This window comes from Flavobacterium sp. KH_035 (genome assembly GCF_057839565.1).
Genome location: NZ_CM174492.1, coordinates 1046335 through 1072483, shown reverse-complemented (window position 1 = coordinate 1072483; position 26149 = coordinate 1046335). Strand labels below are relative to the sequence as shown.

Annotated in this window: 24 protein-coding genes; 14 read left to right on the top strand and 10 right to left on the bottom strand. The window is 36.0% G+C overall.

Annotated elements, in window-relative coordinates; genetic code table 11:
- Nucleotides 1–16: 16 nt before the first annotated feature.
- Nucleotides 17–1162 (bottom strand): efflux RND transporter periplasmic adaptor subunit, encoded by a 1146-nt coding sequence (locus AC3IS6_RS04745; RefSeq protein WP_489163903.1) that lies wholly within the window; start codon nucleotides 1160–1162, stop codon nucleotides 17–19.
- A gap of 315 nt (nucleotides 1163–1477) precedes the next feature.
- Here AC3IS6_RS04745 and trhO point away from each other — a divergent pair, with 315 nt between their 5' ends.
- From trhO to AC3IS6_RS04725, 4 genes are all read left to right on the top strand, one after another.
- On the top strand, nucleotides 1478–2836 hold the full coding sequence (gene trhO, locus AC3IS6_RS04740; protein ID WP_489163902.1) for an oxygen-dependent tRNA uridine(34) hydroxylase TrhO: 1359 nt from the start codon (nucleotides 1478–1480) through the stop codon (nucleotides 2834–2836).
- Between the two features lie 24 nt (nucleotides 2837–2860).
- Nucleotides 2861–3295, top strand: a complete 435-nt coding sequence (gene tnpA / locus AC3IS6_RS04735; RefSeq protein WP_489163901.1) for an IS200/IS605 family transposase — start codon at nucleotides 2861–2863, stop codon at nucleotides 3293–3295.
- A 667-nt stretch (nucleotides 3296–3962) separates the two neighbouring features.
- A complete protein-coding gene (locus AC3IS6_RS04730) occupies nucleotides 3963–5204 on the top strand; it encodes a peptidase U32 family protein (RefSeq protein WP_489163900.1) in 1242 nt (413 codons plus the stop codon).
- Nucleotides 5204–5434 carry a ferredoxin gene (locus tag AC3IS6_RS04725; RefSeq protein WP_489163899.1) on the top strand — a complete coding sequence of 77 codons (231 nt, stop codon included), beginning with the start codon at nucleotides 5204–5206 and terminating at the stop codon, nucleotides 5432–5434. Before AC3IS6_RS04730 ends, AC3IS6_RS04725 begins: the two co-directional genes overlap by 1 nt.
- An 84-nt stretch (nucleotides 5435–5518) precedes the next feature.
- On the opposite strand, the gene AC3IS6_RS04720 is transcribed toward AC3IS6_RS04725, so the two are convergent.
- The 4 genes from AC3IS6_RS04720 to AC3IS6_RS04705 form a co-directional block, all read right to left on the bottom strand.
- The gene (locus tag AC3IS6_RS04720; RefSeq protein WP_489163898.1) at nucleotides 5519–6271 is read right to left on the bottom strand and encodes a hypothetical protein; all 753 of its coding nucleotides are present in this window, start codon (nucleotides 6269–6271) and stop codon (nucleotides 5519–5521) included.
- Nucleotides 6272–6379: 108 nt separating this feature from the next.
- Nucleotides 6380–6922 carry a hypothetical protein gene (locus AC3IS6_RS04715; protein WP_489163897.1) on the bottom strand — a complete coding sequence of 181 codons (543 nt, stop codon included), beginning with the start codon at nucleotides 6920–6922 and terminating at the stop codon, nucleotides 6380–6382.
- A 19-nt stretch (nucleotides 6923–6941) separates the two neighbouring features.
- Nucleotides 6942–7274: an SHOCT domain-containing protein gene (locus AC3IS6_RS04710; RefSeq protein WP_489163896.1), complete on the bottom strand. Its 333-nt coding sequence runs from the start codon at nucleotides 7272–7274 to the stop codon at nucleotides 6942–6944.
- Nucleotides 7235–7735: a hypothetical protein gene (locus AC3IS6_RS04705; protein ID WP_489163895.1), complete on the bottom strand. Its 501-nt coding sequence runs from the start codon at nucleotides 7733–7735 to the stop codon at nucleotides 7235–7237. Before AC3IS6_RS04705 ends, AC3IS6_RS04710 begins: the two co-directional genes overlap by 40 nt.
- Nucleotides 7736–8092: 357 nt before the next feature.
- Here AC3IS6_RS04705 and AC3IS6_RS04700 point away from each other — a divergent pair, with 357 nt between their 5' ends.
- The 8 genes from AC3IS6_RS04700 (at nucleotide 8093) to AC3IS6_RS04665 (ending at nucleotide 19106) form a co-directional block, all read left to right on the top strand.
- Nucleotides 8093–9427, top strand: coding sequence for a PSP1 domain-containing protein (locus tag AC3IS6_RS04700; protein ID WP_489163894.1), 1335 nt, complete (start codon nucleotides 8093–8095; stop codon nucleotides 9425–9427).
- Entirely contained in the window at nucleotides 9411–9890 is a 480-nt protein-coding gene (locus AC3IS6_RS04695; RefSeq protein ID WP_489163893.1) for a gliding motility lipoprotein GldH, read from the top strand. Before AC3IS6_RS04700 ends, AC3IS6_RS04695 begins: the two co-directional genes overlap by 17 nt.
- A gap of 10 nt (nucleotides 9891–9900) precedes the next feature.
- Nucleotides 9901–12207, top strand: a complete 2307-nt coding sequence (locus AC3IS6_RS04690) for a penicillin-binding protein 1A (RefSeq protein ID WP_489163892.1) — start codon at nucleotides 9901–9903, stop codon at nucleotides 12205–12207.
- 266 nt (nucleotides 12208–12473) lie between these two features.
- Entirely contained in the window at nucleotides 12474–13172 is a 699-nt protein-coding gene (locus tag AC3IS6_RS04685; protein ID WP_489163891.1) for a CoA transferase subunit A, read from the top strand.
- A 109-nt stretch (nucleotides 13173–13281) separates the two neighbouring features.
- Nucleotides 13282–14172 carry a class A beta-lactamase, subclass A2 gene (gene bla / locus AC3IS6_RS04680; RefSeq protein ID WP_489163890.1) on the top strand — a complete coding sequence of 297 codons (891 nt, stop codon included), beginning with the start codon at nucleotides 13282–13284 and terminating at the stop codon, nucleotides 14170–14172.
- Nucleotides 14173–14285: 113 nt separating this feature from the next.
- Nucleotides 14286–14942, top strand: a complete 657-nt coding sequence (locus AC3IS6_RS04675; protein WP_489163889.1) for a CoA transferase subunit B — start codon at nucleotides 14286–14288, stop codon at nucleotides 14940–14942.
- A 366-nt stretch (nucleotides 14943–15308) separates the two neighbouring features.
- Nucleotides 15309–18083: a M4 family metallopeptidase gene (locus AC3IS6_RS04670; protein ID WP_489163888.1), complete on the top strand. Its 2775-nt coding sequence runs from the start codon at nucleotides 15309–15311 to the stop codon at nucleotides 18081–18083.
- A gap of 135 nt (nucleotides 18084–18218) precedes the next feature.
- Complete coding sequence (locus AC3IS6_RS04665) at nucleotides 18219–19106, top strand: SAM hydrolase/SAM-dependent halogenase family protein (RefSeq protein ID WP_489163887.1); 888 nt, start codon at nucleotides 18219–18221, stop codon at nucleotides 19104–19106.
- Between the two features lie 129 nt (nucleotides 19107–19235).
- Here AC3IS6_RS04665 and AC3IS6_RS04660 read toward each other — a convergent pair whose 3' ends face one another.
- Nucleotides 19236–19766: a DUF6646 family protein gene (locus AC3IS6_RS04660; protein WP_173964444.1), complete on the bottom strand. Its 531-nt coding sequence runs from the start codon at nucleotides 19764–19766 to the stop codon at nucleotides 19236–19238.
- Nucleotides 19767–19816: 50 nt separating this feature from the next.
- On the bottom strand, nucleotides 19817–20551 hold the full coding sequence (locus AC3IS6_RS04655; RefSeq protein ID WP_489163886.1) for a metallophosphoesterase family protein: 735 nt from the start codon (nucleotides 20549–20551) through the stop codon (nucleotides 19817–19819).
- Between the two features lie 229 nt (nucleotides 20552–20780).
- Between AC3IS6_RS04655 and dinB the strand changes: the two genes are divergently transcribed.
- Both dinB and AC3IS6_RS04645 read left to right on the top strand, forming a co-directional pair.
- Nucleotides 20781–21863 carry a DNA polymerase IV gene (gene dinB, locus AC3IS6_RS04650; protein WP_489163885.1) on the top strand — a complete coding sequence of 361 codons (1083 nt, stop codon included), beginning with the start codon at nucleotides 20781–20783 and terminating at the stop codon, nucleotides 21861–21863.
- A gap of 99 nt (nucleotides 21864–21962) precedes the next feature.
- Nucleotides 21963–22460: a PAS domain-containing protein gene (locus tag AC3IS6_RS04645; protein WP_489163884.1), complete on the top strand. Its 498-nt coding sequence runs from the start codon at nucleotides 21963–21965 to the stop codon at nucleotides 22458–22460.
- A 140-nt stretch (nucleotides 22461–22600) separates the two neighbouring features.
- Here AC3IS6_RS04645 and AC3IS6_RS04640 read toward each other — a convergent pair whose 3' ends face one another.
- From AC3IS6_RS04640 to tnpA (AC3IS6_RS04630), 3 genes are all read right to left on the bottom strand, one after another.
- Nucleotides 22601–24205: a fumarate hydratase gene (locus AC3IS6_RS04640; RefSeq protein ID WP_489163883.1), complete on the bottom strand. Its 1605-nt coding sequence runs from the start codon at nucleotides 24203–24205 to the stop codon at nucleotides 22601–22603.
- A gap of 71 nt (nucleotides 24206–24276) precedes the next feature.
- Nucleotides 24277–25011 carry a hypothetical protein gene (locus AC3IS6_RS04635; RefSeq protein ID WP_489163882.1) on the bottom strand — a complete coding sequence of 245 codons (735 nt, stop codon included), beginning with the start codon at nucleotides 25009–25011 and terminating at the stop codon, nucleotides 24277–24279.
- A gap of 589 nt (nucleotides 25012–25600) precedes the next feature.
- The gene (gene tnpA / locus AC3IS6_RS04630; RefSeq protein WP_489163881.1) at nucleotides 25601–26062 is read right to left on the bottom strand and encodes an IS200/IS605 family transposase; all 462 of its coding nucleotides are present in this window, start codon (nucleotides 26060–26062) and stop codon (nucleotides 25601–25603) included.
- Nucleotides 26063–26149: the final 87 nt, after the last annotated feature.

Here is a 26149-nt window from a genome sequence, read left to right as displayed (position 1 = left end):
ATACAAGGTGTAAAAGTTATTTAGTTGCTGCAGTTTCAGTCTGACCCAATTGCCATTGAATTACTTTTGGCGTAATAACACTTCCATTTTTTAATAATGAAGTACCTCCCATGGCTATTTTGTCTCCGGGTTTTAAGCCATCTTCAATAACGTAACCATCTTTTACAGCTGGACCGGGTTTTACAATTTGCATATTAACCTTATTGTCTTTTCCTAATACATAAACCTGAAAAATACCCTGTACTTCAATAACAGCACGTTGCGGAATAACAATCGCATCTTTACGAACGTCCGTAAGCAGTGCAATTTTTACATATTGTCCTGGGCGTAACAATTTGTCCGGATTTGCGAATGCAGCTTCAAATGTTATAGCTCCGGTAGAAGGATCAATCTGTCTGTCGGCAAAGCTGACTTTACCGGTTTCGGGATAAACAGAACCGTCAGATAACTTTAGCGAAACTGTTGCGCCAGAACCTTTTAAAGGAGAATTGGGTTTGTTGAATTCTCTGAATAGACGTAGAAATTCCTGTTCACTCATTGTAAATCGAACTCTTACATCACCCAAATCAGAGATTGTATTCAGAACAGACGCCGCGCCAGGTCTAACATAATCACCAACTCTTACTTTTGATATTCCGATTAAACCTGAAATGGGTGCTTCAATTCGGCAATAACCCAGTTCAATTTTCGAATTTTCTAAGGAGGCCTGTGATGCTTTAATTTGAGCCTGAGAAGCATTGTATGCTGATTTAGCCGAAATTAATTCTCTCTGACTAACGGCATTTATCTTGGCTAGTGGGGCGATCATATCTAAGTCTGCTTTGGTCTTTGCCAAACGTGCCTGTGATTCTGCCAGTGTTCCTTCGGCTTGGTCTCTTTTGGCTTTATAGGGTAGTGGATCTATGGTATACAGCAGTTGTCCTTTGGTAACAAAACCCCCTTCTTTAAAATTTAAACTTATAATAATGCCATCAACACGCGGATTTATTTGAATATCGGACTGACCGTAAGTTTGTCCCGTATATTCAGATTCTACGTTTACATCCTGATTTAAAACAGTAAGAACTGAAATTTCAAGTGGTTTGGGCGGTGGAGGAGTTTCTTTTTTACAGGCTGAAAGAAAGAAAAAGAGTAGGATTGCTGAAGGGTAAATTTTGTTCATTTTTAATTTATATTAAGATGTATTAATATTCAACTAACTAGAAACCAATTAAGTCCAAAGCTAAGTTAATATTTTTTTAGCAAAAATGTAGAAAAAGAGCCTTTCATTTTTATTACGGTTGTATTTACTTTAGTATCCTTTTAAAGGAGTTTTAGGATAAATGATAAATTGCAATCCTCTATAAATTTGGGACTTTTTTTTCATCAGGAAAAATGAGATGAAATGTTAATAGCATTTTTAATCTGAAAATAAATCTTATTTTTGCAGCAGATTTTAAAAATCACACCTAATTCTTAACTTAAAACTGTTTATAGCATGCAACTGTATAACACTTTGAGCGCAGAAGAAAGAGCTATCTTAATCGATGATGCCGGTAAACAACGACTAACGTTGTCTTTCTATGCGTATGCCAAAATTGAAGATCCCAAAAAATTTCGCGACGATTTATTTATTGCCTGGAATAAGCTTGATGCTTTAGGCCGAATCTATGTTGCTAATGAAGGTATTAATGCTCAAATGAGTATTCCTGCCGAAAATTTGGAGGCTTTTAGAGAAACTCTGGATGTCTACGACTTTATGAAAGGCATACGATTGAATGAAGCTGTAGAACATGACGATCATTCATTTTTAAAATTAACCATTAAAGTTCGTCATAAAATTGTCGCTGATGGTCTAAACGACGAAACTTTTGATGTAACCGATATAGGGGTCCACCTAAAAGCCAAAGAGTTCAACGAGATTTTAGAGGATCCAAATACGATTGTAGTCGATTTTAGAAATCACTACGAAAGTGAAGTAGGGCACTTTAAAAATGCTATTACTCCTGATGTTGAAACTTTTAGAGAGAGTTTACCTATCATCAATGAACAGCTTCAAAATCATAAAGAAGATAAAAATCTTGTGATGTATTGTACCGGAGGAATCCGATGTGAGAAAGCAAGTGCATATTTCAAACATCAGGGTTTCAAAAACGTTTTTCAATTAGAAGGGGGTATTATCAACTACGCCAAACAAATTGAGGCCGAAGGTTTGGAAAGCAAATTCATTGGGAAAAACTTTGTATTTGATAATCGTCTGGGCGAAAGAATTACAGAAGATATCATTTCGCAATGTCACCAATGCGGAAAGCCTTGTGACAATCACACCAATTGCGAGAATGACGGCTGTCATTTATTATTTATTCAGTGTGATGAATGTAAAAAGGCAATGGAAAACTGTTGTTCTACAGAATGTTTAGAAATTATCCACATGCCTTTGGTGGACCAGGTTCGTTTGAGAACCGGAAAACAAGTTGGAAACAAGGTTTTCAGAAAAGGAAAATCTGAAAATTTAAAATTCAAACATTCAGGTGATTTACCCAATACAGCTTTGGCTGCAGCAGAAAAACCTGTTGATATTCGTCAGAAAGTAAAAGTAAAAAAAGTACTTCTTGGAAAAGCAGAGCATTATTATGTAAAAGCACAAGTGGCACAGTTTACGATTGAAAACCAAGAGCTAAATACTGGAGATAAAATTTTAATTTCGGGGCCAACGACTGGTAATCAGGAAATGGTTTTAGAAAGACTGATTGTTGAAGGAGCCGAAACTTCAACGGCTAAAATTGGTGATAAGGTTACTTTTGAGGTACCTTTCCGTATTCGTTTGTCAGATAAATTGTATAAAATTGTAAATTAGCGAAATTTTAAGCTAATTTACATTATGTCCCAATCTTTTACCAAATTATGGATTCATGCAATTTGGGCAACCAAGAATCGACAGGAACTAATTGATTTTTCAATTGAGAAAAAATTGTACGATTTCATTTGGCAAGAACTAACAGAACTAGGATGTCTCGTTAGAATCATAAACGGAATGCCTGATCACGTGCATGTTTTATTTTTACAAAATCCACAAAAAACGATTACCGATATTGTAAGGCAAGTTAAAGGAGGTTCTTCTCATTCTATGAATAGAGGAGAATTTATCCTTGAAAAATTTGCCTGGCAAACTGGTTTTGGAGCTTTTTCTGTTAGTGAGTCCCAGTTAGATGTTGTCTATAATTACATTAAAAAACAAAAGCAGCATCATCTTAAGAAAAACGGACAAGATGAATTCGATGATTTTGTAAAATTGCATGGATTGGGAGACAAATGATTGTTCATAGCTATGTTTCCTGTGGTTGAAATCATTTGAATATGGATGGATAACCATCCGTTTCCCGTGGTTGAAACCACGGGCTATATTTAATAAACATACGCAGAGGAAAAACATAGCCTGCGGTTTCAACGGCAGGAACACAACGAGTATCCACAACGATCGTCTGTTTTACAAGTTTTAGTCTTTCGCTGTTGTTGAAGATGTTCATCGCTACGTTCCCCGTGGTTGAAACCACGGGCTATATTTAAAAATCATTGAAAGAAAACATAGCCTGCGGTTTCAACCGCAGGAACGCAGCGAATATCCCTAATGCACATATGTTTTACAAGATTGAATCAAAAACGTTTCCCGTGATTGAAACCACGGGCTATATTTAAAAAATATCCGTAGAGAAAAACATAGCCTGCGGTTTCAACCGCAGGAACGCAACGGATATCCAAAACGATTGTATATTTTCAAAATTGAATTTGAAATGCGCAAAAATAGCCCACGGTTGAAACCGTGGGCTATTTTTGATAAAGTTTGCGCAACGATTTACAAATAATTTTTTTAAAATATAGACTATGATAAAAATCATAGAAATCTAATCTATACCCACATTATTTTTGCCAATTGTTAGATGAGTAGATTCGGAAAACATATCATTGGAATAATAAAATCAAAAATGACTATTACAAATAAAATCGAACTCATGTCTCCTGCTGGAGATTTTGAGTCGCTTCAGGCTGCCTTAGATAATGGCTGTGATTCTGTATATTTTGGTGTGGAACAACTTAACATGCGTGCACGTTCAACGGTTAATTTTACGATTGAGGATTTGAAAGAAATTGCCAATCGATGCGAGAAAAAAAACGTTCGAAGCTATTTGACTTTAAATACCATTATTTACGATCACGATTTATCAGTCGTAAAAACATTATTGACAAAAGCTAAAGAAGCAAACATTACAGCGGTTATTGCATCTGATCAAGCCGTAATTGCAATGGCAAGATTAATTGGAATGGAAGTTCACATTTCAACACAATTGAATGTGACGAATATCGAAACCATTAAATTCTACGGCTTATTTGCCGATACAATTGTTCTAAGTCGAGAATTAAGCTTACGTCAAGTAAAAAATATTACAGATCAAATCGAAAAAGAACAGATAAAAGGTCCAAACGGGAATTTGGTCGAAATCGAAATTTTCGGCCATGGTGCTTTGTGCATGGCGGTTTCCGGTAAATGTTATCTTAGTTTGCATTCGCATAACTCGTCTGCTAATCGTGGGGCCTGCAAACAAAACTGCAGAAAAAAATATACTGTTATCGATCAGGAAACTGGTTTTGAAATCGAATTGGATAACGAATACATGATGTCGCCTAAAGACTTATGTACGCTTGATTTCTTAGATCAGGTTATTGACTCTGGAATTAAAGTTTTAAAAATTGAAGGACGAGGACGTGCGCCTGAATATGTAGGAACAGTAACTAAAACTTATCGAGAAGCGATTGATGCTTATTATGAAGGAACTTTTTCAAAAGAAAAAACAGCAGTTTGGATGAAAGCTCTAGGAACCGTTTATAACCGCGGATTTTGGTCAGGCTATTATCTAGGACAAGAATTAGGCGAGTGGAGCGACATTCCCGGATCTGCAGCAACGCAGAAAAAAGTTTATGTGGGAAGAGGAACTCATTATTTCCCAAAAGCAGAAGTCGGACAATTTAAGATCGAAGCTTACGATATAAAAATAGGAGATAAAATCTTAGTAACAGGACCAAACACGGGTGCGCAGGAAATGGTTATTGATGAAATGTTTGTAAATGATGCCGCAGGAGAAAAAGCGACAAAAGGCGATGATTGCAGTTTTAAACTGCCATTCAGAATTAGAATGTCGGACAAATTATATAAAATTGTTGAAGCATAATGGTTATTGTAACATTACAAAGAGATAAATGTATTGGATGTAATTACTGCGTTGAGATGGATCCTATTCATTTTCAAATGTCAAAGAAAGATGGAAAGTCAGTTTTGATTCATTCTGTAAATTCTAAAGGATTTTTCACCTTAAAATCTCCGAATCATACTATTGCAGAAAGCTGTGAATTGGCAGCCAAAGCTTGTCCAGTGAAGATTATTACGGTTAAGGAGACGTAATAAGATTTTAGGGATTGTAATTATAAAAAGACTTTCTTAGAAAGTCTTTTTATTGATTTTCATATATAATTCGATGTTTTCAAATTATTCTTCTAAAAACTCCAGCTCGTCAAAATCTTTAATTTCAGATACTTTAATCAGTTTGTTTTTGCTGATTTTGCTTTCGGTTTTTTCAAAAACTTCATCACCGTCATAGGTATTCTCGTTGATGTTGTGATTTACAATCTTTTTTCGGGTCAAAAAATTGATACTGGTTTCCGTAAGAACAATTGGCCCGTGATTACTGCTCGCATCGTAACCAATTAGCTCAAAATCTGAATTTTGATATCTGAAAGTATAATTCCAATATCCGTATCTTCCGTGAGCGTAGTTCACGTATAAATTTCCATTTTTTATTTCAAAATCAAGTTCAGGAGCATAATAAACGCCTCCCTCTTCATTTTCAGAAGAAAAGCAATCGTAATTTTTAACGGCTAATTCATAACCGTCATTTTTGTTTAATAATGCTATAATACCTCTTCGGTTTCTGTCTAATTCGCCGCGATATTCATGCTGAATTACTTTACTCTTGTCTGTTCCTTTAATAATCAGAATTATATCTTCTTTTCCATCTTTGTTTAAATCACCTTTTATGGTATCAAAAGGAACATAATTTTTAGGTATAAAGTCAGCGAGATCTTTTTTGATTACAACATTTGATTCTTCTACTTCAGGAATATTTTTTAGTTCTGTGACTTCTGTACTTGAATCTTTTTCGTTGGTTTTGGAATCTTTACAGCTGGAAATGGTAGAGAGCAGTAAAATTGTTCCAATAATTGAAAAGTATTTCTTTACCATATTTAGGTTTTTTTAGAAGGTTGTATTGTGAAATTTATCAATTGAACCCATTTAAGGTTAAAAAATCAGGCAAGTCCTGCCTGATTTTTTGATGAGATTAATTCATTCTTAAATACCGAATTTGGCGTTGATATTATATTTTTCAGCATAAGCTTTTCCTGCAGTCATCAATTTGGTAAACTTGTCGTCAATTTCGTTTTGAGTTGAATTGTCAAAATCAACTATTGCTTTTTGTATTTGTTCAGAAGAAGCTTTTTCGTCTTTCAGTTTCGCAATTGGGAAATAACCTTCTTTTTGTTTTGCTATCGCATAAGAAAATAAGTCTTTTGATGCCTGAAGAAGTTCTTTGTTATCATCGTCTTCATTGATTTCTTGAATTCTTTTAAATTGAGTTTCTAAATTGGTTATATCAAATTTAAAATAATCGTAATAAGAAGATGGAATCATCTTTTTTTGTGTTTCATCATAAACCTGAGGTTCAGATTCCAGCTTGTAATTGATATCTTTACTTCCAAAACGAGATAATAAATTCGAATTTAAAGCGGCAATTTCAAAGGTTTTTTCTGGTGAAAGGTTGTTGCAAGAAGTAGAAATTATACTAGTTGCGATTAATACGAATAACAGAATGGATTTATTTAAAGTCTTTTTCATTTTTAAGTTTGTTTGTTATTTATCCTTTTAAAATTTTAGTTTTTTCATTTTCAAATTCTTCCGAAGTTAGAATTCCAGCATCTAGAAGTTCTTTCAAATCTAATAATGCTTTTTTCTTGCCTTCCATTGCATTTCCAGAATCTGCTTTTTGTGGTTCTTCTTTTTGAATCGGAGTTACAATGGTTCCCGAAGGAGCGTATTTCAGAATCAATTCTGTAATTTCATTAAAGCCTTTTATATTTGAATAATCAATGGCTTTCTGTTCTTTTACATTTACTATCGAAGCATCGGCTTTATTATCCAATAAATATTTCACCACATCTTTTTTACCGTTTGCGGCACTGTAATGCAAAGGTGTGTTTCCAGATTTGTATATTCTTCAATAGCATGTTGTTGTTGTGATTTTCTTTTTTTAAGTGAAAATAAAGTATGACCAACAACCCAATCGGTAATTAGGCTTAAAAATTTAACGCGATAACCAATATCTAAATAATGATGAACGATAGTTTTGTTTTCAGTGATGCTTTCTAAAGCGATAGTAAGATAGACAGGATAAAAGTACAGGGCTTTCATTTTTACCAGCTTATTTTCGGCTACTTCAATTATACGCCATTTATACTTTACTGTTGTTCCGTCAACAATTTCTTTGAAATAAAGAATACTTCCCAGTTCTTGTTCTGTTCTTTTAATTACTTCAAAGTCCTTATGCGCTGGGTGCCATTGGCAATACTTTTCCCTGTCAAGATTAAGAAGGAATTTATAGATGAGAGCTGTATTCTTTTTTACCTCTATGTTTGTTAGCAGTTGAATCATTAGGTATTTTATAGTTTGAAAGTTAAAAGATTTTACTTTTGAAGTTTTTTTGTCTTTTAATCTTTTTTACCGAATAAATTTTTGACGAAGGTATTAATATTTTTTTGTAGGAAAAAGAATAATTTGATAGTTATAGAGTAGAATTGTAAGGAAATGTCTTTTGAAAAAACAGGAAGAGAATTAGAGAAGGTGAATTTATAGGGTTAAAAAAAGTCTTTTTTATCAAAAATGGGACATTTGTTCATTTAACATCCCTTTAGTTTTAATCGTTAAAAAGCAAACTAAAAAAAATACTATCTTTACCGATCAAACGTTTATGAACTTAAGTCGCTTTTTTGCGACACTACATATATAATTATGGCATGTACAAGTTGTTCAACCTCAGATGGTGGTGCACCAAAAGGTTGTAAAAATAATGGGACTTGCGGCACCGATAGCTGCAATAAATTGACGGTTTTTGACTGGCTCGCGAACATGAGTCCGTCCAATGGAGAGGCGATTTTTGATTGTGTTGAGGTTCGTTTCAAAAATGGGCGTAAAGAATTCTTTAGAAATTCAGAAAAATTAACTTTAAGTATTGGTGATATAGTTGCAACTGTTGCTTCACCGGGACATGATATTGGAATTGTGACTTTGACAGGCGAATTGGTAAAAATTCAAATGAAGAAAAAAGGAGTAAATCCTGAGAGTAACGAAGTTCCTAAAATTTACAGAAAAGCTTCTCAAAAAGATATTGATATCTGGTCTGTAGCGCGTGACCGTGAAGAACCAATGAAAGTTCGTGCCCGTGAATTGGCGATTCAGCATAAGCTGGAAATGAAAATTTCGGATATTGAATTTCAGGGAGACGGATCAAAAGCTACATTTTATTACACGGCTAATGACAGGGTCGATTTTAGACTTCTGATTAAAGATTTTGCCAAAGAATTTAGTACCAGAGTCGAGATGAAACAAGTAGGTTTCCGTCAGGAAGCAGCTCGTTTGGGTGGAATTGGTTCTTGCGGACGTGAACTTTGTTGTTCAACCTGGCTGACCGATTTTAGAAGTGTCAATACATCGGCAGCACGTTACCAACAGCTTTCACTGAATCCTCAGAAACTGGCAGGGCAATGTGGGAAATTAAAGTGTTGTTTGAACTATGAGTTAGATACTTATATGGATGCGCTGAAAGATTTTCCGGATTATGATACTAAATTAGTGACCGAAAAAGGCGACGCGATTTGTCAGAAACAAGATATCTTTAAAGGATTAATGTGGTTTGCTTACACTAATAATTTTGCGAACTGGCATGTTTTAAAAATCGATCAGGTAAAAGAAATTATTGCCGAAAACAAACAAAAGAATAAAGTGTCTTCGCTGGAAGATTTTGCAATCGAAGAGACTTCAGAGCCTGAAAAAGACTTTAATAACGCAATGGGGCAGGAGAGTTTAACCCGTTTCGATCAGCCAAAAAGAAAGAAAAAGCCAAGTCGTAAACGTAAACCAAATGCTGAAAATGCAGTTGTGGCTGCTCCAAACAAACCGCAGCAAGCAAATAACAACACAAACAAGCCGGCTGGTGGCAATCCGAATAAATCGAATAAACCACATAACAAGCAAAATCAATCGAATAAACCCAATAATTCGAATGATAAGAAATCAGCTGAGCCAAGAAAACCTATAATTATTACTAAAAATGAGAATAAAAAGTAGCGGGATTCTTTTTTTGGCAGCAATACTCCTTTTTTCCTGCGATAAAAAAAGAGTATTTGATGAATATAAATCTGTTGGAAGTGCGTGGCACAAAGACAGTATTGTAACATTCGATCTGCCGGTTTTAGATTCTACAAAAAAATACAATTTGTTTGTGAATTTGAGAGACAATAACAACTATCCGTTCAATAATTTGTTTCTGATTGTAGCTATTGAAACACCAAGTGGTTTTACCAAAGTAGATACTTTAGAGTACCAAATGGCAAATCCCGACGGTACCTTGTTAGGAAATGGTTTTACTGACATTAAAGAAAGTAAACTGTTTTACAAAGAAGACGTAAAGTTTAAAGGAAAATACAAAGTACATATCAAACAGGCCGTCAGAGAATCAGGTAAAATTCCTGGTGTTCAGGCTTTAGAAGGTATTACAGACGTTGGTTTTAGAATAGAACAAAAAGATTAGAAAAATAGTTATGGCTGCTAAGAAAAACAATCAATCCAATAGCGTTAAAGATATTAATTATTACAAAAAGAAGTTCTGGAGAATTTTTGCCTATAGTTTATTAGGTGTTCTTGCCTTCTTTTTATTTGCCTCATGGGGCTTATTTGGTTCAATGCCTTCCTTTGAAGATCTGGAGAATCCGGATTCCAATTTAGCCACCGAAATCATTTCGTCTGACGGAGTGGTTATTGGTAAGTATTTCAAAACCAATAGATCTCAGCTTAAATACTCAGATTTGCCAAAAAGTCTTGTAGAAGCTTTGGTTGCCACCGAAGATGCTCGTTTTTATGAGCATTCCGGAATTGACGGACGTGGAACTTTAAGAGCCGTTTTTAGTTTAGGAACCAACGGTGGAGCGAGTACACTAACACAGCAGCTGGCCAAGCAGTTATTTCATGGAGAAGGGTCTAAATTTCTTCCATTTAGAATTGTACAAAAAATAAAAGAATGGATTATTGCCATTCGTCTGGAACGACAATATACCAAAAATGAAATTTTGGCAATGTATTGTAATGTGTATGACTTCGGGAATTACTCTGTTGGAGTAAGTTCGGCAGCACAAACCTATTTCTCTAAAGATCCTAAAGATCTAACTATGGACGAATCGGCTATTTTAGTCGGAATGTTCAAAAACTCTGGATTATATAACCCTGTTCGTAATCCGGAAGGTGTAAAAAACCGTCGTAACGTAGTGCTTTCTCAAATGGAAAAAGCAAAAATGATTACAACTCCAGAGAAATTAAGATTACAGGCTCTTCCAATTGCTTTAAAATTCAAATTGGAAAGTCACCGTGAAGGAACAGCTACTTATTTCAGAGAATACCTTCGTGATTACATGAAAAAATGGGTTGCGGAGAATAAAAAACCGGACGGTTCTGATTACGATATCTACAAGGATGGTTTGAAAATTTATACCACCATCGATTCAAGAATGCAGCTGCATGCTGAGGAAGCCGTTTCTGAGCACATGAAAAATCTGCAACAACAATTTTTTATTGAAATGAAAACCAATAAAAATGCGCCGTTTGTAAATATTACGCAAGCAGAAACAGATCGAATCATAATGCAGGCAATGAAAAATTCGACTCGTTGGGCCATCATGAAAGATATGGATAAAAGCGAAGAGGATATCATTGCTTCATTCAAAGTAAAAACAAAAATGCGTGTGTTTACCTGGAAAGGAGAACGCGATACCGTGATGACGCCACTTGATTCTATCCGTTATTTCAAACACTTTCTGCAATCTGGTTTAATGGCGATGGAGCCTCAAACCGGAAACATTAAAGCATGGGTAGGAGGAATTAATTATAAATATTTTCAGTATGATCACGTTGGACAGGGAGCAAGACAGGTAGGGTCTACCTTTAAACCATTCGTTTATGCAACTGCTATTGAGCAACTGAACATGTCGCCTTGTGATTCTATTCTTGATGGACCTTTTATGATTCACAAAGGGCGTCACAATGTTACTGCCGACTGGGAGCCAAGAAACTCTGATAACAGATATCGTGGAATGGTAACTTTGAAACAAGGTCTTGCCAATTCGATTAATACAGTATCGGCTAAATTAATCGACAGAACAGGTCCTGAAGCTGTAGTAGAATTAACTCATAAGTTAGGAGTTAAAACTGAAATCCCAGCTCAGCCATCTATCGCACTTGGTGCTGTAGACATTACAGTGGAAGATATGGTTGCTGCGTATAGCACATTTGCCAATCAGGGTGTATATGTAAAGCCACAATTTTTAAGCCGTATTGAAAACAAAAGCGGAGAGGTGATCTATGAGCCAATTCCGGAATCACACGACGTTTTAAATAAAGATATTGCCTTTGCAGTAATCAAATTGTTGGAAGGAGTTACGGAAACCGGTTCAGGTGCGCGTTTACGTACACAGGGTGGTGGAAGCGGTGATAACCGTTGGACAGGATATCCATACATGTTCAAAAATCCAATTGCAGGTAAAACAGGAACGACTCAAAACCAGTCTGATGGTTGGTTTATGGGAATGGTACCAAATCTTGTAACCGGAGTTTGGGTAGGTTGTGAAGATCGTTCGGCACGTTTCAAAAGTTTGACTTATGGACAAGGAGCAACGGCGGCACTGCCAATCTGGGGTTACTTTATGAAACTTTGTTATGCTGACGAAGGACTTCAAATTTCTAAATCAGAATTTGAACGTCCGGCTAATCTTTCTATAAAAGTAGATTGCTATAGCAGACCGGCAGTAGTAAAAGACACTACGCAAACAGAACAAAATACAGACGAATTCGAACTGTAGTTTTAGTTCTTTTTAAAATAATAAATCCTTTTGTGCTCTTCTAAATCAGAAAGAACATAAAAGGATTTTTTTGTTCATAGAATGCAATTGGTTTCAAAGGCATCCGATTGTAAGGGAGATTAACAGTAAAATCTTAGATTTTTGTGCGAAACAGAAGGTTGTTTTTAATTGGTAAAATCAATCATTTTATTTTTTACGAAATCGTTATAATTCAATCTAAAAATCTTATTTTTATCAAAAATATACAGTAATAAAGACAGTTTGTTATGATTACAAAAAAAGTAAATAACGTTCAGGACGCTATCAAAGGAATTGAAAGCGGAATGACCATTATGTTTGGCGGTTTCGGTTTATGCGGAATTCCTGAAAATACAATTGCAGCCTTGGTAAACACTTCAATTTCAGATTTAACCTGTATTTCGAATAATGCGGGAGTGGATGATTTTGGTTTGGGATTGCTTTTGCAAAAAAAACAAGTTAAAAAGATGATCTCTTCTTATGTGGGAGAAAACGCTGAGTTTGAACGTCAGATGCTTTCAGGAGAACTGGAAGTTGAATTGACTCCACAAGGAACTTTAGCCGAACGCTGTCGTGCCGCACAAGCCGGAATTCCTGCTTTCTTTACACCAGCAGGTTACGGAACTGAAGTTGCCGAAGGAAAAGAGGTTCGTGAATTCAATGAAAAAATGCACATTATGGAGCAGGCTTTTAAAGCAGAATTCGCCATTGTAAAAGCCTGGAAAGGTGACGAGGCCGGAAATCTGATTTTTAAAGGAACAGCCAGAAATTTTAATGCATGTATGGCAGGAGCGGGTAAAATAACCATTGCCGAAGTCGAAGAATTAGTTCCGGTTGGAACATTAGATCCAAACCAGATCCACATTCCGGGAATTATGGTACAGCGCATCTTTCAGGGAGAAAAATTTGAGAAGAGAATCGAGCAACGCACTGTTAGAAGTAGATAATTGAGATAATGTGACAATTAGATAATTACTTTCGACTAAGCAAAGTTTGATATTGTCTAATTGTCTGATTTCCAAATTGACACATTTTCAAATTGACACATTCAAAAAAATGACCAAAGCTTTTTGTATTTTCCTGTTTTCTTTCTTTTCGTTTCAGGCTTTTGCACAGACGACAACTGAGCTGCGTGAGAAATTACGCCAGATTATTGCAGATAAGCATGCAACAGTAGGGATTGCTATCAAAAGTATTGAAGATAAAGACACTTTGAGTATAAATGGAAACCTAAAGGTTCCTATGATGAGTGTGTTTAAATTTCATATTGCTTTGGCTGTTTTAAACAAAGTGGATGAAGGTAAACTGTCGTTAACGCAGGAAATTTTCATTAAAAAAGAAGATTTACACCCGGATACCTGGAGTCCACTGAGGGAAGATTTTCCCGATGGAAACAGGAGTTTAACGTTGGATAAATTGTTACGCTATACGGTTTCGCATAGCGATAATAACGGATGTGACATTCTGATTGATTTATTGGGTGGAACAAAGGCAGTACAAAAATTCATAAACAAACAGGGGATTAAGGACTTCGTTGTTAAAGTTAACGAGGAACAAATGAAGACCTGGAAGAATCTTTATCTGAATACCACAACCCCATGGGCAACAACGGTATTACTTGAAAAATTCTTTAAAGGTGAAATTCTAAAGGAAGCCACAACAAAGTATTTGTATCAGATCATGGTCGAAACTTCCAGAGGACTTACCTGGATGAAAGCAGGACTACCTGAAAATACGGAGTTGGCGCACAGAACTGGAATGTCCGGGACTAACGATGATAATTTACGGGTTGCCCTGAACGATGTGGGGATCGTTAAACTTCCTAATGGGAAACATTTTGTTTTATCGGTTTATTTAACAAACATTATAGAATCTCAGGAAAATACAGAAAAAATTATTGCCGACATAGCAAAAACAACCTGGGATTATTTTATAAATAAAAAATAGGTAATTGAGATAATCTGATAATTAGTAAATGAGACAACGTTATAATGGTCTTGTAATTATCTAATTGACTAATTATCACATTGACTAATTGATTAATTGACACATTCAAAAATATGTTAACAAAAGAAGATATTGCAAGACGTATTGCAAAGGAAGTAAAAGACAGATATTTTGTGAACCTTGGAATTGGGATTCCAACTCTTGTAGCAAATTATGTGAGAGAAGATATTGCAGTGGAATTTCAAAGTGAAAATGGTGTCCTTGGAATGGGGCCTTTTCCCTTTGCCGGAGAAGAAGATGCTGATATCATAAATGCCGGAAAACAAACCATTACAACACTTCCAGGGGCCAGTTTCTTTGATTCGGCTTTTAGTTTTGGGATGATCCGAAGCCAAAAGGTAGATTTGACTATTTTGGGTGCTATGGAGGTTTCTGAAAATGGAGATATTGCGAATTGGAAAATTCCGGGTAAAATGGTGAAAGGAATGGGCGGTGCAATGGACTTGGTTGCTTCTGCCGAAAACATCATCGTTGCCATGATGCACGTAAACAAAGCAGGCGAGTCGAAAATCCTGAAAAAATGTACTTTACCCTTAACGGGTGTAGGTTGCGTTAAAAAAGTAGTAACCGAGCTTGCAGTTCTCGAAGTAACCAAAAATGGTTTTAAGCTCTTAGAAAGAGCACCAGGTATTTCTGTTGAACATATAATTGCATCAACCGAGGCTGATTTGATCATTGAAGGAGAAATTCCGGAGATGGATATAAGATAATTCTGTAATTAAGATGAAATCGCATGAGGGCTAGCTTTTAAAAGGGCTAGCCTTTTTTTGTAGGAAAAACTTAAGAATGGAGGAGGTGGTTTGTTTTTTGCGCTAAGCCTTGTGTTTCCTGCCTTTTGTTACTTAATGTGTTATAAATCAATAGAATAATTATTTTTTAGGGCTATTTTTTGTGAAATAATCACAGTTTGTTAAATAAAAGTGAATTTAAGGTAAAAAGTGTTGTATTTGGTCGATTAAAGGCAAATTTCATCGATTATCTAACTGAAATAAAATACTTTTATCTTAAAATAAAGTATTTACTTACGTTTGATATTTTATTTGTAATCATTTAACCAAACTAAACACCACATTATTATGAACAAAAAATTACCAGGAATTATGGCGTCAGCCGTTGTTATTCTTACATTTTCAATGTCGGGATTTGCCCAAAACACAGACAAAAGGGTAAGTCAGAAAAATGTATCAGAAAATGGGCAACCAAGCTTAATCACTTTTAGTGATAAATCTACGTACAGAGGAACAGATTACAATACTGTTTTTAGAGAGCAATTGGGTCTAAAAGACAATCAGTCTTTTTCGAAAGTTAGAGTAGAATCTGATAAAGAAGGTTTTACACACGAAAAGTTCCAGTTGTACGAACAAGGTGTTAAAGTTGAATTTGCCAACTACACCTTACATTCAAAAGACGGAAAGTTAGTTTCGATGAACGGAGAGTTTTATGCTCTCGAAAATGTAAAAACAACCCCAAAATTATCCAGTAAAGCTGCTTTTGACAGAGCGATCGCCTATACAGGAGCAAAACAATATCTATGGGAAACCCCGGCAGACGCTGCTGCAATGAACTATGAAAAGCCAAAAGGCGAATTGGTCTTATTGCCGGCAATGGAAGATCAGGGTGAAAACCGAAAGTCAGATAAAGTGAGATTGGCTTATAAATTTGATATTTATGCCACCAATCCGGTAAGCCGTGGTGATCTTTACATCGATGCTGAAACCGGAAAAGTCTTGTTTTTTAATGCTACCATAAAACATCTTGGCGAATACAGCCACGGGAATAAAGTAAAAGCCGCTAAAGCAAAAGCAATCAGTCAAAAAGAAGATTCTAGTTCCAAAAAAGCTTTTGTTGCCGCAAATGCGACGACACGTTATAGCGGAACACAGGTGATACAAACTACTTTAAGCGGAGCATCTTATATACTTGCCGATGCAACAAGGGGTTTAGGAATAAACACTTACAACATGAAAAAAGGAACCAGTTATACTGCTGCCGTAAATTTTACAGATGCTGATAACAACTGGACAGCTGCCGAGTTTAACAATACCAATAAAGATAATGGAGCACTGGATGCACATTGGGGAGCTGAAAAAACATATGATTACTGGTCAACTGTACACGGCAGAAATAGCTATGATAACGCAGGTGCCATCATAAAAAGCTATGTGCATTACAGCAACGCTTACGACAATGCCTATTGGAATGGTAGTGTAATGACTTACGGGGACGGTAGCGGAACTTATTTTGATATTTTAACAGCTATTGATGTTGCGGGACACGAAATAGGACACGCTGTTTGTACCTATACTGCAAACTTAGCTTATCAAAAAGAATCCGGAGCTATGAATGAAGCGTTTTCGGATATTTGGGGAGCTTGTATTGAGAATGCAGCAGCACCAACAAAATCGATCTGGTTAATTGGAGAGGATATCGAAAGAAGATCAGGACACCTTGCTTTACGCTCTATGAGTGATCCAAATTCAGAAGGTCAACCGGACACTTATGGTGGAACGTATTGGATTAATCCAAATTGTACACCAACAAGCAGTAATGATTATTGTGGTGTTCATACCAATTCAGGGGTGTTGAATCACTGGTTTTATATTTTGTCTGTTGGTAAAACAGGGACAAATGATATTGGAAGCGCCTATAATGTAACAGGTATCACAATTGATAAAGCGGCAAAAATTGCATATCGTCTAGAAAGCGTGTATTTGACTGCAAATTCGACTTACGCTAATGCAAGAACTTCAGGGATACAATCAGCTATTGATTTGTATGGTGCTGGTTCGGCAGAAGTTATCGCTACAACTAATGCATTTTATGCAGTAGGAATTGGTGCTGCTTATACAGGATCTACGGATATTGCTGCGCCAACAGCTCCAACAAGTCTTGCGGCTTCAGGTACAACTGGTTCAACAACTAATCTGACATGGACAGCTTCAACAGATAATGTTGCCGTTACAGGATATGATATCTACCAGGGAACAACACTGAAAGGTTCTTCTACTACAACAAGTTATACGGTAACAGGTTTAACAGCACTTACAGCGTATAGCTTTAGTGTAAAAGCCAAAGATGCGGCAGGAAATGTTTCAGCAGCAAGTAATGTCGTAAATGTTACCACTACTGCAGCAACTGTATCGTATTGTACTTCTCAGGGAAGTAATACTGCAGATGAGCGAATTGGTAAAGTGGTATTCGGAACAATCAATAACACTTCAACCGGAACGGCAGGTTATGAAAACTATACGGCTATTTCTACAAATGCTTCAAGAGGAACTGCTTATACGATAACAATCACTCCAACCTGGACTTCTACTGTTTACAGCGAAGGATATGCTGTTTTTATCGATTATAATCAGGATGGTGATTTTGCAGATGCAGGCGAAACCGTGTGGACCAAAGCTACATCTACAGCAGCTACAGCAACAGGAACAATTACAATTCCAGCAACTGCAACACTTGGAACGACAAGACTGAGAGTTTCCATGAAATATAACGGAATACCAACTTCTTGTGAGACGTTTTCTTATGGACAGGTAGAAGATTATTCGATCAATATCACTGCTTCTGGGGCTATTGTAAACCAGGAAATTGCTGCCGGATTACTTGAAACTAACGAAACTTCAAGATTCGCATTGTATCCAAACCCGGTTGTCGATGAATTAAATGTTTCATTAACAGACAATACAGGATATACGTTTAGAATTACAAATACATTGGGGCAACAAGTTAGCACTGGGGAGCTTTCTGCGAATCCAATTGATGTAAGAACTTTAAAAACGGGACTTTACATAATCGAATTAAATAACGGAAATAAACGAATCGTTAAGAAATTCGCTAAGAAATAAAAAATTGTAATTTTAAGTTTGAAAGCCCCGCAATTTTGCGGGGCTTTTTTATGGATGCTATAAGTCTAATTTCTGAATGTTATGCTTAAACTGGTTTTCGTAAGTTTGTTTATCCAATAATCTAAAAAGATAAAAATGAAATTACGCGTATTGCTTCTTTTGTGTGTGATTGCTTTTAAGAGCTTTTCACAGAATAATGTATTAGTTTTTCAATCAGATTTTGGATTGAAAGACGGAGCTGTATCTGCCATGAAAGGCGTGGCAATGGGAGTTTCGACAGATTTAAAGATATTTGATTTAACTCACGAAATTCCGGCATATAATATTTGGGAGGCCGCTTATCGCTTGTCGCAAACCGCACAATATTATCCCATAGGAACCGTATTCGTATCTGTTTGTGATCCGGGAGTAGGAACCGCAAGACATTCTGTGGTTTTGTTGACAAAGTCGGGACATTATTTTGTGACTCCGGATAACGGAACACTGACTTTAATTGCAGAACAATTAGGGATTGAGGAAATTCGTGAAATCGATGAGGAAAAAAACCGTCGTCAGAATTCAAACGAATCTTATACGTTTCATGGTCGTGATGTGTATGCTTTTACGGGAGCACGTTTAGCTTCTAAAACCATTACTTTTGAAGAAGTAGGGCCTAAATTACCCAACGAAGTTGTTAAAATTGATTACCAGAAATCAATTTTTGAAAAAGGAATCATCAAAGGAGGTATTCCGGTTTTAGATATTCAATATGGAAATGTATGGACGAATATCGATAAAAAAACAGCCTCGAATTTAGATCTGAAAGCAGGAGACATGGTGAAGGTTCAGGTTTTTAATGGAGCTAAAAAAGTATATGAAGGAAAACTTAAGTTAGTAAATACATTTGGGGAAGCCGCAATTGGCGCAGATGTTTGTTATTTTAATAGTCTTTTAAATTTTTCATTGGCGGTCAATCAAGGAAATTTCTCAGAAAAGTATAAAGTCTATAGCGGAGAAAATTGGAATATTCTGCTAAGTAAATAAGGATCAAATAAAAAAACCGCCAACTTAGGCGGTTTTTAACTTTATAAATTTTGCTGTCCGGGAATTTCGTAAGAAATAGTAATCAGCTGTAAGCTTTCTGTAAAATCTGGAACTCAATATATTCAGGGCTTATTGCAAGTTGAATGAAGCTCCTAAACTAAAAGTTACCTGATTGTTTAAATGATCAAATACATCATTATTGCTTCCGTATTTTGCGATAGGAAATCCAATTTCGGTGAAAACACCAAATCCGTCAGTAAAGAAATAACGACCACCAACATGACCTCCAAAGTTATGAAGTCCTAAACTTAAACCTGGGTAAATATCCAATTGGTCAACACCGATAACACTGCTCAAATTAGCATTAATTCTGGCTTTAGCATCAAAACGGTCGCTAAAATCCGGTTTTAAATCGGTATATGGAGTTGGATTGTTGTGATAGAAACCATTAAAATTATCTACTCCTAATAAATAGTTTGCTACAAAGCCAAAAGAGAAGTTTTCTCCAAGACCAAAATCTACTGAACCCTGAATTCCGGAACCACCATCTTGTATGTTAGCACCAACATTTACTCTAATATCTCCTTTTCCTTTAAAAGCCTGTTGTGCTTGCGTGAATCCAAATGATACTAAAAACAAAAGTGTAATTACCTTTTTCATAAATATAAATTTTAATTATTTTTAAAGTGCAAAAATAGCTTTTTTAGGGATTAATTCCTGCCTTTTTCCGAAGAATACAATTCGTTTAAGGGTTCGCTTTGCCAGAATTCTTTGGTGTCAACATTCAAAATGGTCAGTGGACCTTTAAAAGCAGCACCGGTATCGACGTTCCATACATTTGCTTTTTGAACCGGTATTATTTCGCCAATTCGGGTGACCGGAGTATGCCCAATATAGATTTCCTTATACAAAGTAAAACGTTTAGGATAAAGTGGGTGATCGCTTTTTAAATTAGGATCTATGGACAGTGCCATTTCCCAAAGAGTTCTGTCCCAATAGAATAATTTTGGAAAAAATTCATATTTTACCCCGTTGAGATTGGTAAAGCCTGCATGAACAAATAGCCTGTTTTGATCGTCAAGGTAATAATCTTCCAAGGATTCCAGAAAAGCAATATGAATCTGTTTCTTTTCCGGGCTTAATTTTTCGTAAGCCAGAACAGTTGCTTCTCCGCCGTGTTTGAACCATAAGGTTTCATCAACATCTTCTGTTTTGTTTTTAAACCAGGACAAAAGAAGTTCATCATGATTTCCTCTAATACAAATACAGTTTTGTTTGTTCTTTAAGTCCATTAAATATTCAATTACTTGAGGAGATTGGCTCCATCCGTCAACATAATCGCCTAAAAATATAAGAGTATCTTGTGTGGTAACTTGGGCTCTTTTCATCACTTGTTCAAGTGCGAGTAAACCGCCGTGTATGTCGCCTATAACAAATGTTCGCATTTTAATTCTTTAATGTAGAATCACAAAAATAAAGAAAATGATTCGTTTGAGACCATTAACTTGAGAATCTTTAATGGAGATCATTTGTAAAGAGGATGGCTTGAGCCGTCATATAGCAGACGATCACTTGGACAGATGTAAATGTAAAATGAACTTTAGAAGTGGTTTGAGCGTTTTTTTTATGATTATTTTCGACTCTTTGTGTCTCTTTCCTATTTAAATTTGTAGCATGTCCGAAACCCCTACATATCGAAAAATCATTCATATCGACATGGATGCGTTTTATGCTTCGGTAGAGCAGATGGATAATCCGGCTTTACGTGGAAAACCGGTTGCTGTTGGCGGATCAGAGAATAGAGGTGTCGTTTCGGCGGCAAGTTATGAAGCCAGAAAATTTGGCGTGCGAAGTGCGATAAGCGGAGTTTTGGCCAAAAAATATTGTCCGGAAATTATCTTTGTCCGTCCTCGTTTTGACCGCTATAAAGAGATTTCAAGTAAAATTCATAAAATATTTCATGATTATACCGATCTGGTTGAGCCTCTCTCGCTTGATGAAGCTTACCTTGATGTAACGCAAAATAAAAAAGGCAATCCAAGTGCAAGTCTGCTTGCACAGGAAATCAGACTACGGATTTTGAATGAGGTTGGACTCACAGCTTCGGCAGGAATTTCGGTGAATAAATTTGTCGCTAAGATTGCATCAGATGTCAACAAACCAAACGGACAAAAAACGGTTAATCCCGATGAGGTTTTAAGTTTTTTGGAAGAACTCCCTATTCGGAAATTCTATGGTGTTGGAAAAGTGACAACAGAGAAAATGTACCAACTGGGTATTTTTACAGGAGCAGATCTTAAAAGCAAAGAGATTGAGTTTCTGGAGAAACATTTTGGAAAATCGGGAACCTTTTATTACAATGTGGTTCGGGGAATTCATAACAGTGAGGTAAAAGCGTATCGTGTCACTAAATCAGTTGCTGCGGAGCACACCTTTGATGTTAATTTATCGTCCGAAATTTTTATGTTGGAACAGCTCGAAAAGATTGCGACATCTTTAGAGAAGCGATTAAAAAAATATAATATATCCGGTAAGACTGTAACGCTTAAAATCAAATACAGCGATTTTACGCAACAAACCAGAAGTAAAACACTGCCATACTTCATTTCGGATAAAAGTTTGATTTTAGAGACGGTTGAGGAGCTTTTGTATCAGGAACGAATGAAAGATTCGGTTCGATTATTGGGTATTTCGCTGAACAATTTAAATACCGAAGAAAAGAAGGCTGTAGTTGTCCAACTTAAATTTTCCTTTTAATTACATTAAAGAATAATTAAATTATACAATTTGTTCTTTTGTGAGGAATTTTCTCTCTACCTTTGAGAGGAAGAGTACATTAATATTGAATCATTCGCAATGAAAACTAATAAATCAGAAGAAGTTTCTCATCGTAATTCAGTCCCTATTATGGCGTGGGATTTTCATTGTGAACATTTGAAAGAATTAAAGGCTATTCTTGCAGATGTAAAGAAAGTTAATAAAATTTCGAGTCAGTTTACCTGGGATACTAATAATTTGGAAATCGAAGAACGAATTAAGAAAGAAGTTGTTGTCGTTACTGATTTAGACCTGAAGATCATTTTTGCTTCAAACGGAATTAGGAGAATGACAGGTTACAAGGAGGAAGAAGTTTTGGGTAAAACGCCCAAGATGTTTCAGGGACCCGCTTCTTCTAAGGCTGTTCTTAAAGAAATAAAAGAGGCCATCCAGAAGCAAATTCCTTTTGAGAAAACGATAGAAAACTATAGAAAAGACGGTCGTACCTATAAGTGTAAAATTAATGCAAGTCCTGTTTTTAATGTAAAGGGGCAATTGTCACATTTCATTGCTTTTGAAAGTGAAGATTTGGACTAAGGTTCTAAGGGACTAAGGTGCTGAGGTTCAAAGGAACAAAGGAGCTAGTACTTAGTAAAAAATAAAAACCGCCTTCGGGCGGTTTTTTATTGTGTAAGGAAACTTAGAACCTTAGTGCCTCAGCACCTTAGATCCTCATTTTAAAGATTTTCAAAGAAGTCATTTCCTTTATCATCAGTAATAATAAAAGCCGGGAAATCTTTAACGGTGATTTTACGAACCGCTTCCATTCCTAATTCTTCAAAATCTACCACTTCAACTTTTAGAATGTTATCCTGAGCCAGAATAGCGGCAGGACCACCAATAGACCCCAAATAGAATCCACCATATTTTTGACAGGCATCTGTCACTTGTTTGGTGCGGTTTCCTTTGGCTAACATGATCATGCTGCCTCCATGTTTTTGAAATTCATCTACATAAACGTCCATACGTCCTGCAGTTGTTGGTCCAAAACTTCCTGAAGCCATTCCTTCCGGAGTTTTTGCAGGACCTGCATAATAAACCGGATTATTTTTAAAGTATTCCGGCATTGGTTTACCTGCTTCCAGTAATTCCATGATTTTTGCGTGTGCAATATCACGGGCTACAATCACAGTTCCGTTTAGTTTTAAACGCGTTTTAATTGGATATTGTGTCAGCTTAGCTAAAATATCAGCCATTGGCATATCCAGATCAATTTCAACAGGCGCTTCTAGGTGTGGTGCTGTTTCCGGTAAAAATTGTTTCGGGTTTACTTCTAATTGCTCTACGAAAATTCCGTCTTTTGTGATTTTTCCTTTAATATTTCTGTCTGCTGAACAAGAAACTCCTAATCCAACCGGGCAGGAAGCAGCGTGACGCGGCAAACGGATTACACGAACATCATGTGTGAAATATTTTCCGCCAAACTGAGCACCAATAGCGCTCTCCTGACAGATTTTTTGAACACGCTGTTCCCATTCTAAATCACGGAATGCCTGACCAGCCATGTTTCCAGAAGTAGGCAGATTATCATAATAACCGGCAGATGCTTTTTTAACAGCACTTAGATTCGCTTCCGCAGAAGTTCCTCCAATTACTAAAGCCAAGTGGTACGGAGGGCAAGCCGATGTTCCTAAATCTTTAATCTTTGCACGAATGAAAGCGTCCATGGATTTATCATTCAGTAAAGATTTCGTTTGTTGGTATAAATAGGTTTTATTAGCAGATCCACCGCCTTTTGCCATGAATAAAAACTCGTAAGAAGTTCCTTTTTTGGCGTAGATGTCAATTTGAGCAGGAAGATTCGAACCTGAATTCTTTTCTTCAAACATCGAAATCGGTACTATTTGAGAATAACGCAGGTTGCGTTTTTGGTACGTATTGAAAATTCCTCTACTCAACCATTCAGCATCATCAACACCAGTAAAGATGCTTTCTCCTTTTTTAGCCATTACGATAGCCGTTCCTGTATCCTGACAACTTGGTAACTGACCTTCGGCAGCAACCGATGCATTTTGTAACAAATTGTAAGCTACAAAACGGTCATTATCTGTCGCTTCGGGATCGTCAAGAATGTTTCTTAGTTTTTGCAAATGTGTGGTTCGCAACATGAACGAAACATCTGTAAGGGCTTCTTCAGCCAATAATTCTAATCCTTTTGGGTCAACGGTTAAAACTTCACGTTGTCCAAATTGCTCTACTTTTACAAAATCAGAGGTGATTTTGCGGTATTGTGTATCATCTTTTAAAATAGGATAAGGGTCCTGGTATATAAAATCAATCATTGCTTTGTTTTTTACAAAGTTAGAAATTATTTACCTAAGAAAGAATTTGAATAAGCCTTGTTTTTACTCCTTTACTTTTGATTGTGGAAATCATCAAAACTCATTTTTTTCTCAAAATAATTCTTGTCTTTTACCGAAAGTAACTGCTTCTTCCAATGATTTCCGCTTAAGCGAAAAACGGTTGAGTCAGAGTGGGTAACGGTTCCCATATTCTCATCATTATCATCCGGTTCAAAAGAAACTGTTTTGCAATAGAACGATTCAGGATTGCTTTTTGCACCTGTATTTCCGAATTCAACCCAGCTGCCCCATCCACTGTCAGACATGCTGTACCATTCATGAACCAATTGTAGACTGTTGTTTTTTAAGTAGTACAAATAGTTATTTTGCGTATAACCACAGGCTGGATATCCAAAATGAATTTGTATAAAAGGAGAATTTTGGATGCTTTCCTGACCCAGTCCGTAAATAACACTCCATTCGGATCCTTCCTCAATTCCTTTAATATTAAGCTTTGTATCGGCAGTTTTTGTTTTATTAAAATAAAAATCAAGTCGGTATTTTCCCGTTACAACACTGTCCTTATCCATTTTTCGATCTAACAAATGCGCTAGTATATAATGATCTTTTGAAGTTTCACCATTGGTATAAACCAATATGGTATCTGTTTTCAAGAAGTTTTCTTTAGAAACAAGAAGACCTGATTTTTTTTCTGAATTCGTTTTGTCAGTTTGAATCTGAGAAACGGGTTTTGGTTTTTGACAGGCGATTAAAAGCGATAAAAGAAAAAGGTATTGTGGCTTCATGGTTTGTTGTTGCTTTGGGTTTTGTTCAGAGAATAAACTTGTAATATGTTTCGTTCCTCTGGAACTTTTTTATGTGATGGTCGTTTTATTTGTCAACGGATTAAAATCCGTTGCTACAAAATAAGCCATTCCTACGGAATTTTACAATTGTTGAAATAGGTGTTTGTGGTTTAATTAATTATGGTAGGGCTTAATTCATTCGGTTTTAATTAAATCTAAAGACGTCTTTGACTCGACTAATATCTTTCGTTCCTCTGGAACTTTTTTATGTGATGGTCGTTTTATTTGTCAACGGATTAAAATCCGTTGCTATAAAATAAGCCATTCCTATGGAATTTTACAATTGTTGAAATAGGAGTTTGTGACCCAATTAATATCGTAGAGCTGAATTTCAATGCGTTTTTGAATATTTACATATCCAAATAAAGAGCCTTGGGCTCGACCATTTTTGTAGAGCCGGATTTCAATCCGGTTTGCGAATATTGCATAACACATTTAGAGATCCATCGGATCGACCAATATTTATAACGGTATTTCCAATTCGTTTTAAAATATTGGGATAATAAATTCAAAGATCCATCGGATCGGTTCATATCAAATCATCAAAAAGATATTTTTCATCAAAAGGGACCTTGAATTTCTCTAAAAACTCTAAAAACTCATCTTTGAACGATTGTTTTTTATGGTGTTCTTCCTGATTTTGGATGTATTTATAAACGGCATCAACGTGGGAGCGGCTGTATGAAAAGGCACCATAACCTACCTGCCACTCAAATCTGGTTTTTGTAAGCTTATGATCATTTACATATTTCGATGATTTAGCCTTTATGGTTTTCATTAATTCAGAAACCGCAATGTTAGGTTTTAAGGCTAGAAAGCAGTGAATATGATCTTCGGTACCATTTACCAGTATGGTTTTGCAGCCTGTTTCGTTTATCAGATTGCCTAGAATGCTCAGCAATGTGGATTTCCATTCCTTATTGATAAGTGCGTTTCTATATTTGACAGCGAAAACGGTCTGAATATAAATTTGATGATAGGTGTTTGCCACTTTGTATCTTTTGCATTAAATAGAATACTAAAATACAAAATATTCTTACAGTTAAATTTTTTTTGTGAGAAATAAGCTTATTTTTAA

What these genes read in the sequence shown, in the direction of transcription:
- AC3IS6_RS04695 (WP_489163893.1), top strand. Translation starts at nt 9,411, where the DNA reads ATGAGAATAAAAAGTAGCGGGATTCTTTTTTTGGCAGCAATACTCCTT.
- AC3IS6_RS04655 (WP_489163886.1), bottom strand. Translation starts at nt 20,551, where the DNA reads ATGCGAACATTTGTTATAGGCGACATACACGGCGGTTTACTCGCACTT.
- AC3IS6_RS04640 (WP_489163883.1), bottom strand. Translation starts at nt 24,205, where the DNA reads ATGATTGATTTTATATACCAGGACCCTTATCCTATTTTAAAAGATGAT.
- AC3IS6_RS04725 (WP_489163899.1), top strand. Translation starts at nt 5,204, where the DNA reads ATGGTTATTGTAACATTACAAAGAGATAAATGTATTGGATGTAATTAC.
- dinB (WP_489163885.1), top strand. Translation starts at nt 20,781, where the DNA reads ATGTCCGAAACCCCTACATATCGAAAAATCATTCATATCGACATGGAT.
- AC3IS6_RS04670 (WP_489163888.1), top strand. Translation starts at nt 15,309, where the DNA reads ATGAACAAAAAATTACCAGGAATTATGGCGTCAGCCGTTGTTATTCTT.
- AC3IS6_RS04685 (WP_489163891.1), top strand. Translation starts at nt 12,474, where the DNA reads ATGATTACAAAAAAAGTAAATAACGTTCAGGACGCTATCAAAGGAATT.
- AC3IS6_RS04700 (WP_489163894.1), top strand. Translation starts at nt 8,093, where the DNA reads ATGGCATGTACAAGTTGTTCAACCTCAGATGGTGGTGCACCAAAAGGT.
- trhO (WP_489163902.1), top strand. Translation starts at nt 1,478, where the DNA reads ATGCAACTGTATAACACTTTGAGCGCAGAAGAAAGAGCTATCTTAATC.
- AC3IS6_RS04715 (WP_489163897.1), bottom strand. Translation starts at nt 6,922, where the DNA reads ATGAAAAAGACTTTAAATAAATCCATTCTGTTATTCGTATTAATCGCA.
- AC3IS6_RS04675 (WP_489163889.1), top strand. Translation starts at nt 14,286, where the DNA reads ATGTTAACAAAAGAAGATATTGCAAGACGTATTGCAAAGGAAGTAAAA.
- AC3IS6_RS04745 (WP_489163903.1), bottom strand. Translation starts at nt 1,162, where the DNA reads ATGAACAAAATTTACCCTTCAGCAATCCTACTCTTTTTCTTTCTTTCA.
- AC3IS6_RS04660 (WP_173964444.1), bottom strand. Translation starts at nt 19,766, where the DNA reads ATGAAAAAGGTAATTACACTTTTGTTTTTAGTATCATTTGGATTCACG.
- tnpA (WP_489163901.1), top strand. Translation starts at nt 2,861, where the DNA reads ATGTCCCAATCTTTTACCAAATTATGGATTCATGCAATTTGGGCAACC.
- AC3IS6_RS04665 (WP_489163887.1), top strand. Translation starts at nt 18,219, where the DNA reads ATGAAATTACGCGTATTGCTTCTTTTGTGTGTGATTGCTTTTAAGAGC.
- AC3IS6_RS04705 (WP_489163895.1), bottom strand. Translation starts at nt 7,735, where the DNA reads ATGATTCAACTGCTAACAAACATAGAGGTAAAAAAGAATACAGCTCTC.
- AC3IS6_RS04690 (WP_489163892.1), top strand. Translation starts at nt 9,901, where the DNA reads ATGGCTGCTAAGAAAAACAATCAATCCAATAGCGTTAAAGATATTAAT.
- AC3IS6_RS04645 (WP_489163884.1), top strand. Translation starts at nt 21,963, where the DNA reads ATGAAAACTAATAAATCAGAAGAAGTTTCTCATCGTAATTCAGTCCCT.
- AC3IS6_RS04635 (WP_489163882.1), bottom strand. Translation starts at nt 25,011, where the DNA reads ATGAAGCCACAATACCTTTTTCTTTTATCGCTTTTAATCGCCTGTCAA.
- AC3IS6_RS04720 (WP_489163898.1), bottom strand. Translation starts at nt 6,271, where the DNA reads ATGGTAAAGAAATACTTTTCAATTATTGGAACAATTTTACTGCTCTCT.
- AC3IS6_RS04730 (WP_489163900.1), top strand. Translation starts at nt 3,963, where the DNA reads ATGACTATTACAAATAAAATCGAACTCATGTCTCCTGCTGGAGATTTT.
- bla (WP_489163890.1), top strand. Translation starts at nt 13,282, where the DNA reads ATGACCAAAGCTTTTTGTATTTTCCTGTTTTCTTTCTTTTCGTTTCAG.